We start from the raw sequence: 17,667 nt of genomic DNA, 5'->3' as shown, positions 1-17,667 counted from the left end.
GATCTGCCTCGTACGCATTACCCAATCGAGGATGGCAGGGCCGTTTTCACGGCGATCCGCCTGCCTTGCTGCGCAGTCACCCGGTACGCAATACCTGTCCGGGACCGTTGCGGCGCAAGGCGGTAGTTCAGGGAGCGCGCCAGCACATGGCGCGTTCCAATGCCGTTACTGTTGGCTGGCCCAGCAGGCGAAACCCTTGCGCTTCAGTGCCTTGCAGGCAGCCGCTGCGCCATTCTGGTTGTCGAAGCCGCCGAAGCGGGCGCGATAGAGCTGGCCGCTGCCGCTGTTGACGGCGACGGTGAAGGGCTGCGCGCTGGAGAGCGCCTTGCCACCCTGGTTCTTCGCCTTGGCGAGGAGGTCGGACGCCTGGCCCTGGTCCGGCGTGGCGCCGATCTGGATGACCCAGCCCGAGGGCGTTGCGGTGGAGGCGACCGTGGTGGAGGAGGTGGTCAGCTCGTCGACATCGCCATTCGTGTCGCCTTGCTCGGTCAGCTCGGCCGGCGGAACGGCGGCATCGCGCTGGATTTTCAGCGTTGCGGCGAGCGCGCGCTTGCCGACGACGCTGGAGCTGTCTTCCGCCGTCGCGGCATAGGCCGTCTCGATGCGGGCTTCATTGTAGCGATAGGTCGGTACCGGGCCGTTTTCCGGCAGGTCGAGCGTGCCGGAGACCGAGGCAACGGTCGCCTTGCTGGCAACGTCGGCCGTCAGGGTCCGCGTGTCGTTGGCTTCCGCCGTCAGCGTCGGTGCATCCTTGGTTTCGGCGATCAGGTCGCCACCGCCGCGGCGCGAGGCCTTCGGCATATAGGCGGCAATAAGCTTGCGCATCTGCTGGTCGCGGGCAGCACCCGAACGGCCACCCAGGACGACTCCGACGACGCTGCGGCCATCGGCAACCGCGGATGTTACGAGATTGTAGCCGGAAGCGCGGGTATAACCGGTCTTGATGCCATCGACGCCGCGCACGCTGCCGAGCAGGCGGTTGTGGCCGTTGATGGTCTGCTTGCCGAAGCGGAAGCTGCGCACCGAGAAATACGAATAATATTGCGGGAAGTGCTGACGCAGGGCGAGGCCGAGACGGGCCTGATCGCGCGCCGTCGTCACCTGCGCGGTGTTGGGCAGGCCATTGGCATTGCGGTAGACGGTGCGCGTCATGCCAAGGGCACGGGCTTTCTGCGTCATGATGCGGGCGAAACGCTCTTCCGAGCCGCCAAGGAATTCGGCCAGCGCCGTCGAGGCATCGTTCGCCGAGCGTGTGATCAGGCCAAGCATCGCCTGTTCGACGGTGATGGAATTGCCGGTGCCCACGCCGAGCTTGGTCGGGGGCTCACTGGCTGCATTCTTGGAGAAGGGCACGCGGGTATTGAGACGGATCTTGCCGGCCTCGAGCGCCTCGAAGGTCAGATACAGCGTCATCATCTTCGTGAGAGACGCGGGATAGCGCAACTGGTCCGCATCCTCGCTGTACAGCACCTTGCCGGTCTTCGCATCGATGACGATGCCGGCATATTTCGGAGCGGCCTGAGCGGGCGTGGCCACGACAACGGTGGCGACCATTCCGATCATCACCAGACTTTTCGCCGCGGTGGCAATTGCCTGGCAGGAGCGAGGGAGGAAATCGAGGAATACGGAACGGGACACTACGTTACTCTTCATTCTCGGATTGCAGATGGGTTCCGGGCGTGGCCTCCCGAAACGACCGTTCCTGGCACAGTAGCGAGATAGCGTTACCAATCGGTTTATGATGAATCATAGGTTTCTGAGATCGGTCTTGTTTTATCGGCTCTGGCGGGTGGAGGTCGGACGGCCGTTCTGGATCAGGGATCGGCCGAGATAGTCGCGAACGCGCGTCTCCATGGCCTGCCACTGCGGCAAAAGTCTGCTCGAAAAGCGGTAAAGCACGGAAAGATCGCGGCCGATGTGGATATCGCGCTGGCAATCCGCGCTGGTCGATTGCGCCTCATCGGCTGGCATCATGCAGCGCACGACATAGGGCGCGCCGTCGGACAGCGTGCCGGTGAAAAAAATCTCGTCGCCGTAACCCGACGTCTCTTTGAGATGTTGCATGGTGAGGCCCACCGGACCGGGCTCCGCCCGCTTCTCGAACAGGTGGCTGTAGATCGGCTCGAGCCGGCCGGACATGTCCCTCGACATCGTGCTTTGCGAAAGGTTGAGGAAAATCAGGCTTTCCGGGCGGCTGGCGTCGTTGAACCGACCACGCTGCGCATTGGAATAGCCATTCATTTCCGGCCACGTCAGGTAAAGATCGAGCCGTTCGGCGCGGCCGGTCTGGCGCTGCTCCTCGAAGCGGATCGTATTGGCCGGCAACCGGATCTGGTCCTGGCCGATAACGACGTCGATGGCCTCGTCGCTTTCCGTGTGGCCGGCAAGCGCGATGCGCTCGCCCAGCATGCGGCCGCCGAGGCTGATCGCCACCGTAAGGCCAGCCAGCATCGCGACACCGATGGTCAGGCGTGTGAGGAGGCGGGTCGAGAGCAGGGGGGCGTGGTCGTCTGTGCCGGTTGCGGCCGGTGTCATCTCGCATCTCTCCGGTGGCTCTGGTCGGAACCGTCTTTGCCGGAGCGTCTGCGAACAGGGTTAATTTTTGATTGAGATCGGGGGTGCGGGTGTCCCAAAAGGGGGGCGGCCGGTTCCGGGGACAGCGGAACCGGCCGCAGGGCCATGGTCGGGACGGGGATTGGGGGACTGACCGGGCCCTTTTTTGCCCGGCGGTGTCGCCGGGCAATCTCGTCATGCGGCGCTTCGAGGGCGCCGGAGATTACTTGACGCTACCGACGGCGTCGGCACGACCGTCCTGCAGCTTCACCCACTTGCCGGCATTCACCGAGGACTGGCGCTTCAGGTAGCGGTATTCGGTTTCGGACCACAGCAGGACCTTGTTGCGCATGTTGTCGAGCACGAAGTCACCGCGATCGGTGCGGACCGTCAGCACGGCGTGACCTTCGCCATTGGGTTGGAGCACGACGGTGATCAGCAGGTTGGAGGGCGAAATGCCAGCCTCCATCAGGCGCTTGCGCTTGATCAGCACGTAGTCTTCACAATCCGCGGCGCCATCCGGATAGGTCCACTGCTCCTCGACGCCGTAGATCTCCATGTCGGTCATCGGCACGAATTCCGTGTTGGCGGCGTAGTTGACGTTGAGGATCGTCTTCCAGTTTTCCTGCGTCAGCTTGAGTGGGCCGGCGTCTTTGCCGGTCGGGCCGCACTCGTCGGAATACTGCTTGCAGAATTCATAATGTCCGATGGGCTGGTTGGTGGCGCCTGCCAGCGGAATGTTGGCCGGAAGTGCGACGGCGGCCTGCGCCGCAACCAGAGAAAAGAGGAATGCGAACGTCCCTGTCTTGATTGTTTTTGTCATTGTGTCGTCCCCGTTTGATGAGGTGACAATGACAGCTATGTTTTGAGCTTGCGCGAAAAGCCGAAGTATAACTTAGTTCAAATCAAGGAGGCATAAGAATAAAACAAGCATAAAATTTGATCTTGATTTGAACTGTATTTGAGTGGAATTTGAATAAAATTTGAATGAATTATCTGGTAGGCGACGGCGGGGCTTTCTTTTTAACCATTTGAATCTAAATGAAAATACACCACGTGAGCCGATAAAGCACGAAGATCCTGGCCTTTAGGCCGGGCTGGATGGGGCGAAGTGGAGGCCGCCAATGGTGTCTTGCAGGCAGGAAATGCGTCAGCCTGTATGCTCTGAAGAGCCCGTGCAGGATTCCGAGGCTGAAAATTTTTTCTGAGATTGTTTGTCCATCAGCCGGCTGTCTCGTCTTGAAACAACAAAGGGCCCCGAAGGGCCCCGATACGATGGATCGACTGGCTGAAGTCCTGAAATGCTACAGGAACGCGGTCAGTGCTTCCCGGGATTGCACAGAGGAAAATTCGATGGCGACGCCCTCCTGGAAGTGGCGCACGACGCGGCCTTTCATGTTGCCGAGCTGGACCGATGTCCCGAGTGCCGGGCGGACATCGATATCGATCGCCGCACCGGAAAGGGAAAGGTCGATGATGCGGCAGGGATAACGCCGTCCGTCGTCGAGCGTCAGGTCGGTCGGTGCCTGGCGCGGGCTGAGGCGGTCGTGCCGGCGATCTTCCGGCAGGCCGAGTTCGTGTTTGTTGGCAATCCAGGTCAGCTGCGCGGCGAGTTTCTCGCGCTTGCGGTCCGTGGCGTTGAGGAAGATCGCAAAACCGTTGTCGTTGAGGACGGCGACCGTGCCCTCGATGCGGCCGAGATGATCGACATAGGCGATGATGCGCTCGCCGACACGCGGACGCGCGACGCAGACGAAGTTGGCGTCGCCCGGCGACATGTCGAGGACGGAGCAGTCATATTCGTCGTGATTGGGCAGCATCAGGCGCCCGCCGAGGTTCACCGAGACGCGCTGGAAGCTGCGTTGCTCGGGCTGCGGTTTCCGGGCGGCCGGTGATGCCTGCTGGAATGAATACATGTGCGCGCGGGCCTGATGATCCTATCTGTTTCCAACTCTTAAGCTTTCGGGGTTAACAGAAGGTTTGCCGCGCTGCTAAAAGCAACTGTAAATATATGTATTAACAACCATTTAGTGTTTTTGGCCATTTGGTTGTCGTCATGCGTGTTTATGCGTCGTCGACCTGCCGTCCGCCTTCAAAGATCCGCAGGTGCAGCACGCGGCTCATCGTCTGGCCCAGTCCGGCCGGGCGGATGGCCATGATCGAGGTGGGCATCGGAACCGCCGGCCGGCTGCCGGAGAAACCCGGCATGCGGCTCGTGTCGATCACCGAAAGTGCACCGAGCGTCGCGTAGCGGAAGGCCGCAAGCGGCGGCGGCTGGCCGGCTAGGGGAGCGAGGGCGCCGATGATGCGGTCCGCGGTCCGGCCTTTCGTGGCGACCGGCAGCAGCACGATTTCCGCCTCCGTGGTTTCCAGCGTGCCGTCGACGAGTGCGACCTGCATGACGGCCGGCGCTGCGTGCGCCATGACGTTCTCGGCGATCCGCGCCACCCGGTTGCGCTGATCAGGTGCGAAGAGCTGGTCGAAGGCCGCGCCCTTCAGCTCGCGCGCAAACTGCGCACAGATGCGCGTGCCGGCAAGCCGGAAGTGCGGATCGGCGAGGCGGCTGTGCTCCAGGATGAAGACGTCGGGCAGGATCGATGCGATGTCGGCAGGCTCGATCGTGCCGCGCAGCGGAATGGTGCGATCGCCGCGCTGGCGTGTCCAATAGTCGTAAAGTGCGGTGACGGCCTTCGTCTGCATGCTCAGTTCCAATCGATTCTGTTCCGTTCCGACACGAAAGTCGCCGTGTGCGGTGGTCTTCAGTAGGAAGGAGCGAGTTTCGTGCCAGTCCGTCGTTAAGGTTAATGATTGGTTTCGATTGCGTCCCCGGCCGGGTTGAAGGAACATCCAATCATCCCTCCACGAGGGAATGGTTTATTGCACATCGATTTTGTCCCGGGGATTGGGGGCACTGGCCGTTCAGCGAAAGCTGCACGGCCTTTCTTTTCTCTGTATAAGCGCGATTCGTATTTTGTGTATTTGGTGGACTGTTCATGCGTAACGATGGCGTTGAGGTGCAGGGTGGCGGCGCGGATATCCGCAGGCGGGAGCCGGCCTTCAACCTGCCGGGCAGTCTCGTCGCGGTTCTGGCAATCCTGATCGCCATCCATGTGGTGCGGACCTATCTGCTGTCGCCGTCGACGGACGAGTTCGTCCTGCTGCACTTCGCCTTCATTCCCGGCCGCTATGCCATTCCGTTTGCCGAACAGGATATGGGGTGGCTGTGGAGCCCGGTGACCTATTCGCTGCTGCATGGCAGCTGGGAGCACCTGATCTTCAACGCCTTCTGGATGGTCGCCTTCGGTGCGCCCGTCGTGCGCCGCATCGGCCTCCTGCGGTTCTTCCTGTTTTGGTGCCTGTCGGCGGCCGCCGCCGTTGCCTTTCACACGACGCTGCACTGGGGTGCAATGATTCTCGTGGTCGGCGCGTCCGGCGTGGTCTCCGGCTTGATGGGAGCGGCCGCCCGCTTCGTCTTTTCGCCGAGCGGTCGCATCAGCCGGCAGTTCGCCCATCTCAACCGGCGCCTGACGATTGGCGAAGCGCTCTCCAACCGCTCCGTCCTGGTATTTTCCGGCATCTGGTTCCTGACCAATTTCCTCATCGGGTTCGGCCAGGTCTTCGGTTCGGCCGAGGGCGGCGCGATTGCCTGGGAAGCGCATATCGGCGGCTTCCTTTTCGGTTTCCTCTGTTTCCCGCTGTTCGACGTCGGTGCTGCGGAAACCCGCCGGGATTAACGATAGTCCATTAGCGGTCTTGCAATCGCCTCCTTCGTGGCGCACCATAGAATTGTTCCGGTTCGCACATGCACATCGGAACGGATGCGACATCCTGCGGGAGGAAGCGGATGTCGCCGGTACTGGCAGGGCATCCCTGCGCGGGTGTCCCGCCTTCTGCTTCATGATGCACTCGGGAGGTACGCATGTATGTAAAGACGATACTGGACGAAAAAGGCCGCAACGTCGTAACCGGCGGCCCGCAGCTCACAGTCAAGCAGGCTGCCGTCTATCTGCATGAAAATCACATCGGCGCAATTGTCATTGTCGACCGCAATGACCGCATCGCGGGCATCGTGACCGAACGCGACATCGTTGCCGCCGTCGCCCGCAACGGGGCCGAGTGCCTGGACAAGCCCATTTCCTCCATCATGTGGGGCAACGTCTATCGTTGCGGCGAAGACCAAACCGTCGACGACCTCATGGAAATGATGAGCAAGCTGCGCGCCCGCCATATTCCGGTGGAGAAGGAAGGCCGGCTCATCGGCATCATCTCGATCGGCGACGTGGTCAAATCCCACATCCGCGCCATCAAGCACGAAGCCGACGCCATCAAGGCCTATATCGCCAGCTGATTGCTCTCAGAATGGTTTCGGGCGGAACGATTGTCATCGCTCCGCCCGCCGTGCGTTTGTCTGCTTGTTTCCGATGACGCATCAGCGCATCAGGACGACTTCCTGCATGCGCTTGATCTCGAAAATCCGCGCCTTGGCTTCCAGGTATCCGCGATCGATCGCTTCGCCCGCGCGGTGGAACTCCGAAAGACCGATATCCGACAGTTTCGGATGCAGCGAAAGATCCGGCGGGTCGCCGGCAAGGCGCGCGCGGGAAATGCGGTCTTGGATGATGTTGAAGGACTGCACCATCACGCTCGTCAGCCCCATGCGCGCTGCACTGTCTTCCTGCCGGTTGTCATCGATCTTCTGCTGGCTGGCGCTGTGTTTGATGACGGCCGAGCGGCCGTAGAGGTCGTAGTTGAGATTGACGGCGACGACCAACGGCTCCTCGTGTGCCCGGCAGACGGAAACCGGCACCGGGTTGACCAGCGCACCATCCACCAGGGTCCGGTTGTTACACTTGATCGGCTCGAAAATGCCGGGCAGGGCGTAGGAGGCACGGATGGCGGTGATCAGCGAGCCGCTGTTGATCCAGACCTCGTGGCCGCTGTTGACTTCGGTCGCGACGGCGACGAAGGGACGGTCGAGTTCCTCGATCGAAAGGTTCTCCAGGTGCTCCTGCATGCGCTTGGTCAACCGCATGCCGCCGAACAGGCCGGAGCCGCGAATGGTGAAATCGAGAAGGCTCGCGATGCGCCGCATGGTGAGCGAGCGGGCAAAAGTTTCCAGTTCGTCGAGCTTGCCGGCAAGGTAGCAGCCGCCGACCAGGGCGCCGATCGAGGTGCCGGCGATCATGCCGACATCTATGCCTTCCTCGTCCAGCGCGCGCAGCACGCCGATATGCGCCCAGCCTCGGGCGGCGCCGCCGCCAAGCGCCAGTGCGATCTTGGATTTGCGCGGCTGAGCCGCCGGAGGAATGTGAGACATGTCGTTCATGGAAGGGCCGCCCGGATCTGATGCATCCGCCGTTACGAGACTACGATTGAAACTCCAGTTCAGCATGCCAGGCCTCCATTCCAAAGAGGAATTCGCGCCGAGGCAATCGGTTCCTGAACCTCGGGCCCATCTGCTACACAATAGATGACAGGATAGAGGCAGACTGTGACCCGGGGAACTTTTGCCGGAAAAATCCTTGTCTTCCGCCTGCCGCGTGTGTGCATTCGAAGCTGGAGGAGGGCGCTTGCCCTCGGGATCGTCGCCCCCTTCGGGGTGGCGGTGGAAACCGGTCGTGACGCACTACAGCGATTGGGTTCCATGTCCTGATCCACATGGCGGGGTTAGGGGCCGCCATGCGTGACATTAGGCGATCAGACCGGTTGCCAATTGGTGAATCCGTGCCGGAACTGAACGGAATTCGCGCAGATGCTTAATTTTTACCGTAGATCGCGTCCGGGTCGAACTGCGGTCCGCCGCCGGTGATCGTCAGCACCGCGCCATCCTGCCCGTTGGAGACCGTGCGGTAGAAGCAGGAGCGGCGGCCGGTGTGGCAGGTCGCGTCATGGCCGGCGACCGAGACCTTGAGCCAGACGGCATCCTGGTCGCAATCCGTCCTGAGCTCCACGACGGTCTGGAGATTGCCCGAGGTCTCGCCCTTCTTCCACAGCGCGTTGCGCGAGCGGCTCCAGTAATGCGCGATGCCTGTCTCGATGGTCAGCGCCAGCGACGCGGCATTCATGTGGGCGACCATCAGCAGTTCGCCATCCCTGGCGTCCGTCACCACGGCTGTCACCAGGCCGTTTTCATCGAAACGCGGTGTGAAGGCCGGGCCGGTTTCCAGCTCGGCCTTGTCCTTGGAGGGGGCTTTGAACGTGATTGTCATGGGCGTTGTCTTTGTCTTACGCAATTGCGAACGCAAAACCGCTGCCCACTTTTGCCTGATTTTCGGTGTCCGGAGCCGGCTTTCGCCTATCTCCGGATCATGGTCATGAAACGGACCTGTTCGGTCGGCTCCGTCTTGAACGCACCGGTAAAGGTGGTGGTGAGCGTCGTCGAGCCCTGTTTCTGAATGCCGCGCATGGCCATGCACATATGCTCGGCTTCGATCATCACGGCCACACCGCGCGGGTTCAGCGTTTCGTCGATCGATTTCGCGATCTGCGCCGTCATCGTTTCCTGCGTCTGCAGGCGGCGACCGAAGATTTCCACCACGCGGGCGATCTTCGAAAGACCCAGCACCCGGCCGTTCGGGAGGTAGGCGACATGCGCCTTGCCGATGATCGGCACCATATGGTGTTCGCAATGCGAGAAGAACGGGATGTCCTTCACCAGCACCATGTCGTCATAGCCGGCAACCTCTTCGAAGGTGCGGCCAAGCACATCCTCGGCCGCGAGGTCGTAACCGGAAAAAAGTTCGCGATAGGATTTGGCGACGCGGGCGGGCGTATCGAGCAGACCTTCGCGCTGCGGATCATCACCCGCCCAGCGAAGCAGGACGCGAACGGCGTCTTCGGCCTCTTTCTGCGAGGGGCGGTCCGACTGGTCGTCGAGACGCGGAAAATTGGTGACGATGGCGTCCATGGACCCATAAACCTTTCTGCAGGTTACCTGACGTGTTTATCGGACTCGCCACTGGCCATTCGCCTAACCCTGCAGGCTTGGGTTCCGTCGGCGGGCTCCGGGGCTTTCGGGTCTCGGCTTATCAGTGCGCTCGACCGTCCGGCACGGTTTCCCAAACAACAGGTGAATGCCTTGCTTTCTGCTTGTCGCAATTCCAAATGGAAAACCGCTTCACGCTTTTCCTGGAATTGCGCACGTCTTGCAAAACGCTCACCCCAATACGAGTTATCATATAGTATCGATGGATGACTGCGAAAGAGGTTGAAGGCGACACGGCATGCTTTTTTCCCGTCGCCGCCGGAATAATCTCCTCGGATCATTGAAGATTCCGCAAAAAACGCGGAAAACAGGGCCATGATGGACGATATCTATAACAGCCGTATTCTGGAATTTGCCGGCAATATCCCGAAGATCGGCACGCTTGCCGATGCGGATGCCGAAGCCGGCGCTCACTCCAAACTCTGCGGTTCGCGCGTGAAGGTCTACCTCAAGCTCGACGGCGACCGGGTGAGCGATTTTGCCCATGAGGTGAAGGCTTGCGCGCTCGGGCAGGCGTCCTCCTCGGTCATGGCGCGCCACGTCATCGGCGCGACGACCGCGGAAATCCGCCAGGCGCGCGAGGATATGCTCGCCATGCTGAAGGCCGACGGCGAGGGACCGGCCGGCCGCTTCGAGGACATGCGTTTCCTCAAGCCGGTCAAGGATTACAAGGCCCGCCACGCGTCCACGATGCTGACTTTCGACGCCGTCGTCGACGCGATCGGCCAGATCGAGGCGAAGCGGCTGGAAAAGACGGGGTGAGGGGCGATGTGCAATGCCCCGGACTGCCGGCACGCCACCGGGCGCCTGGCGTATAAAGGCCGCAATTGGCACGGGCCGTTCCGCAAGACGCCGGGCCGGCTGCTCGGCATGGGCGCCATCCGCCTCTACCAGCTCACGCTCTCGGGTTTCATCGGCAATGCCTGCCGTCATCTGCCGACCTGTTCGGAATACGGCTACGAGGCGGTCGCCCGGCATGGGCTCTGGCAGGGTGGTTTCATGGCGCTTTTTCGCGTGGCCCGCTGTGGTCCGGGCGGCACCCACGGTTTCGATCCCGTGCCGGAAGACTTGGAGGCGCGTTTTCGCTGGTGGGCCCCCTGGCGGCTCTGGCGCGTTTCGGCGGCGAAGGGTTGAACCGATGACCGTTCCGATGGAGTACCGCCAGGCCTCCCGGGGTTTCGACGCCTTTCTGCTCGACGCCCGCGATACCGCCATGCTGCAGACCACCAACCAGGCATACACGATGGTGGAGGCCGTGCTGGTGGTTTTCCGCCGCCGGCTTTCCGTTGCGCAGGCAATTGCCTTTGCCGATGTCCTGCCGCCGGTCGTGCGCGCGCTGTTCGTTTCCGGCTGGGATACCACCAGACAGCGTATACCGTTCGACGACAGGGCGGCGCTGACACATGAGGTTCTGGCCTTCCGGGGCGACCACAATGTATCGCCGCAATCGGCGATAGCCGACGTTGCGAGCGCGCTGCATCGCCATGTCGAACCGGCGGCCTTTGCGCGCATGCTGGAGCAGCTTGAGCCGGCGGCACGGGAGTACTGGCGGCCATGACGCTTCATGTGGCGCTGCTGCACAGCATCGTGCTCGGCCCCGGGCGGCGGCTGGTAATGACCGATCTGCGGGCGATGGCCGAGGCATTGGGTTACCGCAACCCTCGCACGCTCGTCGCGACCGGCAATCTGATCTTCGAGGCTGAGGGGGAAACCATAGCCGGCATCGAACAGCGCCTGGAGGAGGCTTTTCGTGCCCGGTTCGGCAAACAGGTCGATATCATCCTGCGCAGTGCGGCGGCCTGGAATCGCCTGGCAGCTGGCAATCCGTTCCCCGGCGACGATGGCGCCAATGTCGGGGTGCGGGTGATGCGTACGCCGCTTGCCGCCACGGTTCTGCCAAGGCTCGAGCAGATTGCCGGGCCGGAACTCGGGCTTGCCCTCGTCGATGGCGACCTGTGGATCGACTTCCGGCGCAAGCCGAGTGAAACGCGATTGCTGTCGCACCTGACGACGAAGAAGCTTGGCGTCGGCACCCTGCGCAACGCCAATACCGTCAATGGGCTTGCGAAAATGCTTGGCTGACGCGTTCAGAGCCATCGCGGCACCATCTGGCGGTAGGCCTGATAGGCCGCGCCCATATCACGCGCGAGCACGGTCTCCTCGATCCTTACCTGAAGCCAGACGGCCAGCATGAGCGCCGCCGTAAACGCAAGCTGAACGGGATCCGGTCGGGCCAGCAGGAAGCCGGCAAACATTGCCACCTGGCCGACGAAGACCGGGTTACGCGACCGTCGAAACGGTCCGGTATCGACGATCGCGCCGGAATGCCCCTCGACCGAGCCAATGCGCCAGGAGGCGCCCATATAGTGCTGGGCGTAGATGCCAAAAAGGCCGCCGACGAGCGCGAGCAGCAATCCAGCACCCCGCACGGACGTCGGCACGTCGAACACCTCATGCACCGGCTCGACACCGATCGCCAGAAGCGCCGGGTAGAGAAGCGCGCCGGCAAAACACAGGCGAAAGAGCAGGGCTGGCAGCCCCTGTTTGCCGCCCATACTGAACAGCCAGACCGGCCTGTCTGCGGCCTGCGCTGAGCGCGCCGTCAGGTAGAGAAAGGCGGCAAGATAGCCGCCCATGATGGCGGCGGAAACAAGGGGCAGGGACGGCATGTTCGGATCTCCGGCTCGATTTTCCCTGACGCTACGTCCTCTAGCCGCTAGAGGATCAAGCCGTCATTTCTGTCTGCTCCATGATCTCATGCATTTTTTGAACGGGGAAAACGAACCCGGCATTTGCCGGCGATGGTTGCCTGTCGGGCACTGGCATGGTCAAAAAGACCGACCGGAATTGTCCATGACGGGTGCCCGCCGTGTTGTTGCGCGTCCCGTCGACCCCTCCGCGGAGGAAACGAGACGTGATGAAGACATTCGGCAAGTCGTCGACGGAGCTTGTCCAGCGCGAGCGGGAACGCCTTGCCGCACTTGAAAACCTCGACCTGCTCGACAGCCCGCGCGATGAAGGGTTCGACCGGATCGTCCGCCTGATCCAGACTGTCTTCACGGTCGATATCGGCCTTGTCTCCGTCATCGATGCGCACCGCCAATGGTACAAGGCGTGCTCCGGCCTCTCCAATGACGAGGTGCCGCGCGCGGACAGCTTCTGCCGCTACGTGCTGGATGACGAGCAGCCGATGGTCATTCAGGACGCGACGAAGGATCCGCGCTTCCTCGCGCACCCCGCCGTGACGGGCGACACGCATATCCGCTTCTATGCCGGCGTGCCGCTCAAGACGAAGGCCGGCCATTCGATCGGCACGGTCTGCGCCATCGATCGTACGCCGCGTTCCTTTGGCCGCAAGGATCTGGGCATTCTGCAGGAACTGGCCGGGGCCGCAATGGACCGGATGGAGCTGATGCAGACGGCCGCGACCGACAGTCTGACCGACGCCCTGACGCGGCGCGCCTTCAAGCGTGAAGCCGAACAGCTCATCGCCTCCGCCCTGAGGCACAAGCAGGATCTCGCCTGCGTGGTGCTGGATGTCGACCACTTCAAGCGCGTGAACGACACCTATGGCCATGCGGCGGGCGACGAGGTGTTGAAGGCCGTTGCCGCGACCTGCCGGGCGAACCTGCGGACCAGCGACCTGTTTGGCCGGCTCGGCGGCGAGGAGTTCGCGATCGTGCTGTCTCACACCGGCGCCGAGGACGCGCTGAAGACGGCGGAAAAGCTGCGGGCGGAGATCGCCGCTTTGCCCGTCACCGGAGATTTCGGCACGCTCAACGTCACCGCCAGTTTTGGCGGCAGCGCGCTTTCCATCGTCGGCCGGGACATCGAGACCCTGCTCGCCCAGGCCGACGCCGCCATGTACCGGGCGAAGGAGACGGGGCGAAACCGGTGCATGTCCTGGACCGCCCTGAATGCCGCCCCGGGCACGGGCGCCCGGCGGCGCGTGCTAAAGGCGGGCGTCATCATTTTCAACGATCGCCGCTCGACGATCGATTGTACCGTCAAAAGCCTCGGCGTGGACGGTGCCGGCATCACGGTCAGCAATTCTGCCGGCATCCCGCCCGACTTCACCCTGTCCATCAAGGCTGACGCGTTCGAAACGACCTGCGCGGTGCTGTCGCGCGACCGGCAAAACCTTGAAGTGGCCTTTCGCTAGCGTTTTCCTGCGAGCGCGCGCAAGCCGTCCACCTCGCCATCGGTGAGCGCCCGCACGGCGCCCTTTTCCAGATCGCCGAGCGCAAGGTTTCCAATCGAGACGCGCACGAGCCGCAGGCATTCGAGCCCGAGCGCTTCCAGCATGCGGCGGATCTGGCGGTTGCGGCCTTCGTCGAGGGTGATTTCCAGCCAGGCGTTCTTGCCCCCCTCGCGCAGCCGCAAGACCTTGCGCGCGCGCAAAAACTCGCCGTCGTGGTGCACGCCGGCGGTGAGCGCCGCCAGCATGGCATCGTCGGCAAAGCCGTTCATCTGCACGTGATAGGTCTTGGCGACATGCGTCTGCGGATCGAGCAGCGCGTTGGCGAAGGCCGTGTCGTTGGTGAACAGCAGCAGACCTTCGCTTGCCTTGTCGAGGCGGCCGACGGGCGACAGGTGGGCCTGATCGTGATCCTTGAGGCAGGCATAGACCGTCGGCCGGCCTTCCGGGTCGTGCCGCGTGGTGACGAGGCCGCGCGGCTTGTTGAGCATCAGGTAGACAGGCGCCTCGGCGACGACGGGCTTGCCGTCCACCGCGATCACGGCATCGGACAGGTCCACCCAGGTGGCGGGATCGGTGACGAGGCGGCCGGACAGCGTAACACGGCCGGCGGCGATCAGCGCCTCGGCCTGGGTGCGCGAACAGAAGCCGAGCTTCGACAGGGCACGCGGCAGGGTGACGCGCTTGCCGCCATCATCAACGACAGACGGACGGCCGGCCCGCGGCCGGGCGCCGGGCTTTTGCCTCTGCGGTTTGCGGATGTCCTTCGCCATAAGCCTAAAACCCTGCCATCGTCGTCCTGTCACCCTTCTATCGGTTGACCCGCCAGCCCTTGCCATTCTAAAGCCGGTTCCGTCCAGAGGATTATAGCCGAAGCGAGGCCGCCGTTGACACAGGACGACATCACAACCGAACTCGTGACGCTGCGCGACTATTGGCGCTATGCGATCTCCCGCTTCAATGCGGCGGAGCTGAGCTACGGCCACGGCACGACGACGGCGAGCGACGACGCGGCCTTCCTGCTGCTCGACACGCTCGACCTGCCGATCGACGCGCTCGATCCCTTTCTCGACGCCCGCCTGCTGCCGGCCGAACGCAAGCTGCTGGCCGAGCGCATCGAGACGCGGGTGACGACGCGCAAGCCGTCCGCCTACATCACCGGCCGCTCCTATATCCAGGGCGTGCGCTTCCATGTCGACGAGCGGGTGATCGTGCCGCGCTCGCATATCGGCGAAATCCTGTTTGCCGAATATCTCGGCGAAAACGGCTCCTCCTTCCTGCCCGATCCGATGGCGGTGGAAAGTGCCGTCGATATCTGCACCGGCTCGGGCTGCCTGGCGGTGCTGGCGGCGAAATTCTTCCCGCATGCCCGGGTCGATGCGGTGGACCTGTCCGCCGATGCGCTGGAAGTCGCGGCGCTCAACGTCGCCGAACACGACGTCGCGGGGCAGGTGACGCTGCTGGAAGGCAATCTCTTCGCGCCGCTCGAAGGCCGCACCTACGACCTCATCATCACCAACCCGCCCTATGTCGACCACGAGGCGCTGGAGGGGTATCCGCCGGAATTCCGCGCCGAGCCGGAAATGGCCCATGACGGCGGCGTCGACGGGCTCGATCTGGTGCGCCGCATCCTGAACGACGCGCCCGCCTTCCTCAATCCGGACGGCGGCATGATCTGCGAGATCGGCTCGGGCCGCGAAATCCTCGAAGAGGAATTCCCGCATCTCGATTTCGTCTGGCTGGAAACCGCCGAATCGCAGGACGCGGTGTTCTGGATTTCGGCCGAAGCGCTCGGCGTTTCCTGATCCGCCAGGCTCATGCCGGTGACATCCGGTTCGCCGGCATGGCGCCAGCCCGCGCGTCTTCGACGCCGAAGCGATGCCGCTTCGGCTGAAACTGTCTAGCGCCGGCCGCCGTGGCGGCTGCGCCGATGGCGGGGGATCACGACGGCGGGGAACGGCCAGACGTCCGCGCCATCGTCGCTGTCCTCATCGCCGTCCTGCGTGTCGTCGCTGTCGCAATCGGCGGCGAACGCCGCCTGGATGTATCGGTTAAATTCGTCCAGAGCCTGCCCCATCCGTCGAAAGCTGGCTTCGTCGGTGACGCAGGGCGGCAGCATGAGGTCGACGACGTCGGGACCGCGCGCATCCTCCGGGTGCCAGCCGATGCAACGCCGGGCGCGCCGGCACTGCGGCAGGCGGCAGGTGTGGAAGAAACGGGCCTCGCTCGCCGCGGCCTGGTAGACCGGCAGGCTGCTGCGGTCGATCGCGGGCTGCGGTGTCTTCCTCCTGTCCGGCATCATCGGCACTCCCCAAAATCGCGCGCAGCCGAAAGCGGCCCGCAGGTTGCCCATCGGGTTGGTGTGGCGTTTTCGTTTCGCAATTCCAGACACCCTGCCGGAATTGCCCTGATCCGGAGAACCGCGCGAAAGCGTTGCCTCTGGAAATGGGTATATTGTGGCTTCGCTTTCGCGCGGCCCAGGCGTTCTTCGGAGGCGGTCTAGTCCTCCTTCAGGCATGGCAAGGCTTCGCTGCGCAGTCTGGTTGGTGCATATACCTTGTCCGAAAACCGCGTTCCGCACTTTTCGGGGATATGCACGGCCGTCCTGCTTGCATGGCGGACCCAAGCCGACCCCGCGACCCGGGGAAGGGGGAAGCCTCGCCCGCCGCAGTGCCCGCCGGCCCGATCCCGTAAAGACACGGAAAAAGGCCTTTGCGCACCACGACGCTCCACGCCTCTTTCGCCCCTCCCGTACGTTTCGGCAGGATACGAAAGCGCCTCCTCCCGCCCGCATCGACACGTTACGCGATCCGTCCGGCGGCGGAAGGAGGTTTAGAATAGGCGATGTGCGCAGAGCGGGGAAAATCAGTAGTGCAGGGTGAGGAAAATCAGCGCCTTCGACGGCTCTTCCTGCTCATGACGGCGCCATGCACTCCCACCTCCCCCTTGAGGGGGGAGGTCGTCGCGCAGCGGCGGGTGGGGGTGATCCCATCCGCACCGGCGTCCATTGTCGAGAGGCCGCGTCACCCCACCCCGGAGCGTCGCTCCTACCCTCCCCCTCAAGGGGAGGGTGGGTGCCACGATGTCTCCGCTTTCCCTGTCACCGCGGCGAAAAACAGGTTAGCAGTGTCGGCAACGGCGTCGCTCAATCGTGCACTGGCCGCCAGTGGGGATAGGTGACGTAGGCCGTCAGCGCGCCCGCATCGGAGCGGATCGTCACCGCTTCGCCCTTGGGCATATAGACGATGTCGCCGGGGCCGGCCTCCAGCGTGCCGGCCTCCGTCGAGACCGAGAGCCGGCCCTCCAGAATGATCATCGTGTCGTCCACCGCCATGGTCTCCGTCAGGCTCTGGCCCGCCCCGTAGCGCCCGTAACCGATGGACACCGGCCCGCCATGCCGCTCGTCCACCACATTGCCGACGAGAATATCCGCATCCTGCCCCGGTGATTTTTCCAGCGTCGCATCCGCGACCGTGAATTTCTGGACCTTCATGGTGTTCTCCCGTGGTGTGTCTGGGAGGGAGGTAGGGCTGGGGCGGCGGGGTGCCAAGGGGAGAGCGTTGCACGCCTCGTTCGCCCCGGCCGTACGTTTCGGCAGAACACGAAAGCGCCTCCTCCCGCCCGCATCGACACGTTACGCGATCCGTCCGGCGGCGGAAGGAGGTTCAGGATACGGGAGGTTTTGGGGGTGGGAAAAATGAGTGGGACAGTTTTTTAGCTAACTTGGCCCGGTCTCGCCTTAAGCGAACATCTTGCGACCTGAATGAATGATCGATTTCGAAAGCGGCCATTTCCTCGCAACGAATCTCGCAAGAAACGAACTGACCGGACTTTACTTCGCCTTTATCTGGCAGGGCTGACAAGGTTCTACCTTCAATGATAAAATTTGCATTAGATTGGTTGAATTGTCGGCCGAGTGTATTCCGCTGTA

At 62.9% G+C, this 17,667-nt stretch carries 20 protein-coding genes; 8 read left to right on the top strand and 12 right to left on the bottom strand.

Annotation, left to right across the window (positions count from 1 at the left end; all coding sequences use genetic code 11):
- Positions 1-165: 165 nt before the first annotated feature.
- The 5 genes from GR138_RS12515 to GR138_RS12495 form a co-directional block, all read right to left on the bottom strand.
- A complete protein-coding gene (locus tag GR138_RS12515) occupies positions 166-1,653 on the bottom strand; it encodes a D-alanyl-D-alanine carboxypeptidase (protein ID WP_160859577.1) in 1,488 nt (495 codons plus the stop codon).
- A gap of 120 nt (positions 1,654-1,773) precedes the next feature.
- Positions 1,774-2,535, bottom strand: coding sequence for a hypothetical protein (locus GR138_RS12510; protein WP_160859576.1), 762 nt, complete (start codon positions 2,533-2,535; stop codon positions 1,774-1,776).
- Between the two features lie 241 nt (positions 2,536-2,776).
- The gene (locus GR138_RS12505) at positions 2,777-3,376 is read right to left on the bottom strand and encodes a transglutaminase-like cysteine peptidase (RefSeq protein WP_160859575.1); all 600 of its coding nucleotides are present in this window, start codon (positions 3,374-3,376) and stop codon (positions 2,777-2,779) included.
- A 481-nt stretch (positions 3,377-3,857) separates the two neighbouring features.
- Positions 3,858-4,469: a PilZ domain-containing protein gene (locus GR138_RS12500; protein WP_160859574.1), complete on the bottom strand. Its 612-nt coding sequence runs from the start codon at positions 4,467-4,469 to the stop codon at positions 3,858-3,860.
- Positions 4,470-4,617: 148 nt separating this feature from the next.
- A complete protein-coding gene (locus GR138_RS12495; RefSeq protein WP_160859573.1) occupies positions 4,618-5,253 on the bottom strand; it encodes a PAS domain-containing protein in 636 nt (211 codons plus the stop codon).
- Positions 5,254-5,546: 293 nt separating this feature from the next.
- Between GR138_RS12495 and GR138_RS12490 the strand changes: the two genes are divergently transcribed.
- The gene (locus tag GR138_RS12490; protein ID WP_160859572.1) at positions 5,547-6,287 is read left to right on the top strand and encodes a rhomboid family intramembrane serine protease; all 741 of its coding nucleotides are present in this window, start codon (positions 5,547-5,549) and stop codon (positions 6,285-6,287) included.
- A 185-nt stretch (positions 6,288-6,472) separates the two neighbouring features.
- Entirely contained in the window at positions 6,473-6,901 is a 429-nt protein-coding gene (locus GR138_RS12485; protein ID WP_160859571.1) for a CBS domain-containing protein, read from the top strand.
- A gap of 81 nt (positions 6,902-6,982) precedes the next feature.
- Here the strand turns inward: GR138_RS12485 and GR138_RS12480 are convergent, their stop codons facing one another.
- The 3 genes from GR138_RS12480 to folE all read right to left on the bottom strand — a co-directional run bounded on the left by GR138_RS12480 (position 6,983) and on the right by folE (position 9,460).
- On the bottom strand, positions 6,983-7,945 hold the full coding sequence (locus tag GR138_RS12480; RefSeq protein ID WP_160859570.1) for a patatin-like phospholipase family protein: 963 nt from the start codon (positions 7,943-7,945) through the stop codon (positions 6,983-6,985).
- A 364-nt stretch (positions 7,946-8,309) separates the two neighbouring features.
- Positions 8,310-8,762, bottom strand: coding sequence for a phosphoribosyl-AMP cyclohydrolase (gene hisI, locus GR138_RS12475; protein ID WP_160859569.1), 453 nt, complete (start codon positions 8,760-8,762; stop codon positions 8,310-8,312).
- 86 nt (positions 8,763-8,848) lie between these two features.
- A complete protein-coding gene (folE, locus tag GR138_RS12470; protein WP_160859568.1) occupies positions 8,849-9,460 on the bottom strand; it encodes a GTP cyclohydrolase I FolE in 612 nt (203 codons plus the stop codon).
- 393 nt (positions 9,461-9,853) lie between these two features.
- Here folE and GR138_RS12465 point away from each other — a divergent pair, with 393 nt between their 5' ends.
- From GR138_RS12465 to GR138_RS12450, 4 genes are read left to right on the top strand one after another with little or no spacing between them, the layout of a single operon-like run.
- A complete protein-coding gene (locus GR138_RS12465) occupies positions 9,854-10,300 on the top strand; it encodes an iron-sulfur cluster assembly scaffold protein (RefSeq protein WP_202402625.1) in 447 nt (148 codons plus the stop codon).
- A gap of 6 nt (positions 10,301-10,306) precedes the next feature.
- Entirely contained in the window at positions 10,307-10,672 is a 366-nt protein-coding gene (yidD, locus tag GR138_RS12460; protein WP_160859567.1) for a membrane protein insertion efficiency factor YidD, read from the top strand.
- Between the two features lie 4 nt (positions 10,673-10,676).
- Positions 10,677-11,096 (top strand): DUF2267 domain-containing protein, encoded by a 420-nt coding sequence (locus GR138_RS12455; protein WP_160859566.1) that lies wholly within the window; start codon positions 10,677-10,679, stop codon positions 11,094-11,096.
- Positions 11,093-11,620 carry a DUF1697 domain-containing protein gene (locus GR138_RS12450; protein WP_160859565.1) on the top strand — a complete coding sequence of 176 codons (528 nt, stop codon included), beginning with the start codon at positions 11,093-11,095 and terminating at the stop codon, positions 11,618-11,620. Before GR138_RS12455 ends, GR138_RS12450 begins: the two co-directional genes overlap by 4 nt.
- 5 nt (positions 11,621-11,625) lie before the next feature.
- Here the strand turns inward: GR138_RS12450 and GR138_RS12445 are convergent, their stop codons facing one another.
- On the bottom strand, positions 11,626-12,207 hold the full coding sequence (locus GR138_RS12445) for a methyltransferase family protein (protein WP_160859564.1): 582 nt from the start codon (positions 12,205-12,207) through the stop codon (positions 11,626-11,628).
- 248 nt (positions 12,208-12,455) lie between these two features.
- Between GR138_RS12445 and GR138_RS12440 the strand changes: the two genes are divergently transcribed.
- Positions 12,456-13,700, top strand: coding sequence for a GGDEF domain-containing protein (locus tag GR138_RS12440; RefSeq protein ID WP_160859811.1), 1,245 nt, complete (start codon positions 12,456-12,458; stop codon positions 13,698-13,700).
- On the opposite strand, the gene GR138_RS12435 is transcribed toward GR138_RS12440, so the two are convergent.
- The gene (locus GR138_RS12435) at positions 13,697-14,509 is read right to left on the bottom strand and encodes a pseudouridine synthase (RefSeq protein WP_160859563.1); all 813 of its coding nucleotides are present in this window, start codon (positions 14,507-14,509) and stop codon (positions 13,697-13,699) included. The two genes, GR138_RS12440 and GR138_RS12435, sit on opposite strands and share 4 nt — an antisense overlap.
- A 114-nt stretch (positions 14,510-14,623) precedes the next feature.
- Between GR138_RS12435 and prmB the strand changes: the two genes are divergently transcribed.
- Positions 14,624-15,541, top strand: a complete 918-nt coding sequence (gene prmB, locus GR138_RS12430) for a 50S ribosomal protein L3 N(5)-glutamine methyltransferase (protein WP_160859562.1) — start codon at positions 14,624-14,626, stop codon at positions 15,539-15,541.
- Between the two features lie 95 nt (positions 15,542-15,636).
- Here the strand turns inward: prmB and GR138_RS12425 are convergent, their stop codons facing one another.
- Positions 15,637-16,038, bottom strand: a complete 402-nt coding sequence (locus GR138_RS12425; RefSeq protein ID WP_160859561.1) for a hypothetical protein — start codon at positions 16,036-16,038, stop codon at positions 15,637-15,639.
- Positions 16,039-16,881: 843 nt separating this feature from the next.
- Entirely contained in the window at positions 16,882-17,229 is a 348-nt protein-coding gene (locus tag GR138_RS12420) for a cupin domain-containing protein (protein ID WP_160859560.1), read from the bottom strand.
- Positions 17,230-17,667 lie beyond the last annotated feature (438 nt).

This window comes from Shinella kummerowiae, from assembly GCF_009827055.1.
Taxonomy (GTDB): Bacteria; Pseudomonadota; Alphaproteobacteria; order Rhizobiales; family Rhizobiaceae; genus Shinella; species Shinella kummerowiae.
This window is presented reverse-complemented; position numbering and strand designations above follow the sequence as displayed.

Excerpts from the sequence above, each read along its gene's own strand:
- GR138_RS12515 (WP_160859577.1), bottom strand. The coding sequence starts at position 1,653 with ATGAAGAGTAACGTAGTGTCCCGTTCCGTATTCCTCGATTTCCTCCCT.
- GR138_RS12510 (WP_160859576.1), bottom strand. The coding sequence starts at position 2,535 with ATGACACCGGCCGCAACCGGCACAGACGACCACGCCCCCCTGCTCTCG.
- GR138_RS12505 (WP_160859575.1), bottom strand. The coding sequence starts at position 3,376 with ATGACAAAAACAATCAAGACAGGGACGTTCGCATTCCTCTTTTCTCTG.
- GR138_RS12500 (WP_160859574.1), bottom strand. The coding sequence starts at position 4,469 with ATGTATTCATTCCAGCAGGCATCACCGGCCGCCCGGAAACCGCAGCCC.
- GR138_RS12495 (WP_160859573.1), bottom strand. The coding sequence starts at position 5,253 with ATGCAGACGAAGGCCGTCACCGCACTTTACGACTATTGGACACGCCAG.
- GR138_RS12490 (WP_160859572.1), top strand. The coding sequence starts at position 5,547 with ATGCGTAACGATGGCGTTGAGGTGCAGGGTGGCGGCGCGGATATCCGC.
- GR138_RS12485 (WP_160859571.1), top strand. The coding sequence starts at position 6,473 with ATGTATGTAAAGACGATACTGGACGAAAAAGGCCGCAACGTCGTAACC.
- GR138_RS12480 (WP_160859570.1), bottom strand. The coding sequence starts at position 7,945 with ATGCTGAACTGGAGTTTCAATCGTAGTCTCGTAACGGCGGATGCATCA.
- hisI (WP_160859569.1), bottom strand. The coding sequence starts at position 8,762 with ATGACAATCACGTTCAAAGCCCCCTCCAAGGACAAGGCCGAGCTGGAA.
- folE (WP_160859568.1), bottom strand. The coding sequence starts at position 9,460 with ATGGACGCCATCGTCACCAATTTTCCGCGTCTCGACGACCAGTCGGAC.
- GR138_RS12465 (WP_202402625.1), top strand. The coding sequence starts at position 9,854 with ATGATGGACGATATCTATAACAGCCGTATTCTGGAATTTGCCGGCAAT.
- yidD (WP_160859567.1), top strand. The coding sequence starts at position 10,307 with ATGTGCAATGCCCCGGACTGCCGGCACGCCACCGGGCGCCTGGCGTAT.
- GR138_RS12455 (WP_160859566.1), top strand. The coding sequence starts at position 10,677 with ATGACCGTTCCGATGGAGTACCGCCAGGCCTCCCGGGGTTTCGACGCC.
- GR138_RS12450 (WP_160859565.1), top strand. The coding sequence starts at position 11,093 with ATGACGCTTCATGTGGCGCTGCTGCACAGCATCGTGCTCGGCCCCGGG.
- GR138_RS12445 (WP_160859564.1), bottom strand. The coding sequence starts at position 12,207 with ATGCCGTCCCTGCCCCTTGTTTCCGCCGCCATCATGGGCGGCTATCTT.
- GR138_RS12440 (WP_160859811.1), top strand. The coding sequence starts at position 12,456 with ATGAAGACATTCGGCAAGTCGTCGACGGAGCTTGTCCAGCGCGAGCGG.
- GR138_RS12435 (WP_160859563.1), bottom strand. The coding sequence starts at position 14,509 with ATGGCGAAGGACATCCGCAAACCGCAGAGGCAAAAGCCCGGCGCCCGG.
- GR138_RS12425 (WP_160859561.1), bottom strand. The coding sequence starts at position 16,038 with ATGATGCCGGACAGGAGGAAGACACCGCAGCCCGCGATCGACCGCAGC.
- GR138_RS12420 (WP_160859560.1), bottom strand. The coding sequence starts at position 17,229 with ATGAAGGTCCAGAAATTCACGGTCGCGGATGCGACGCTGGAAAAATCA.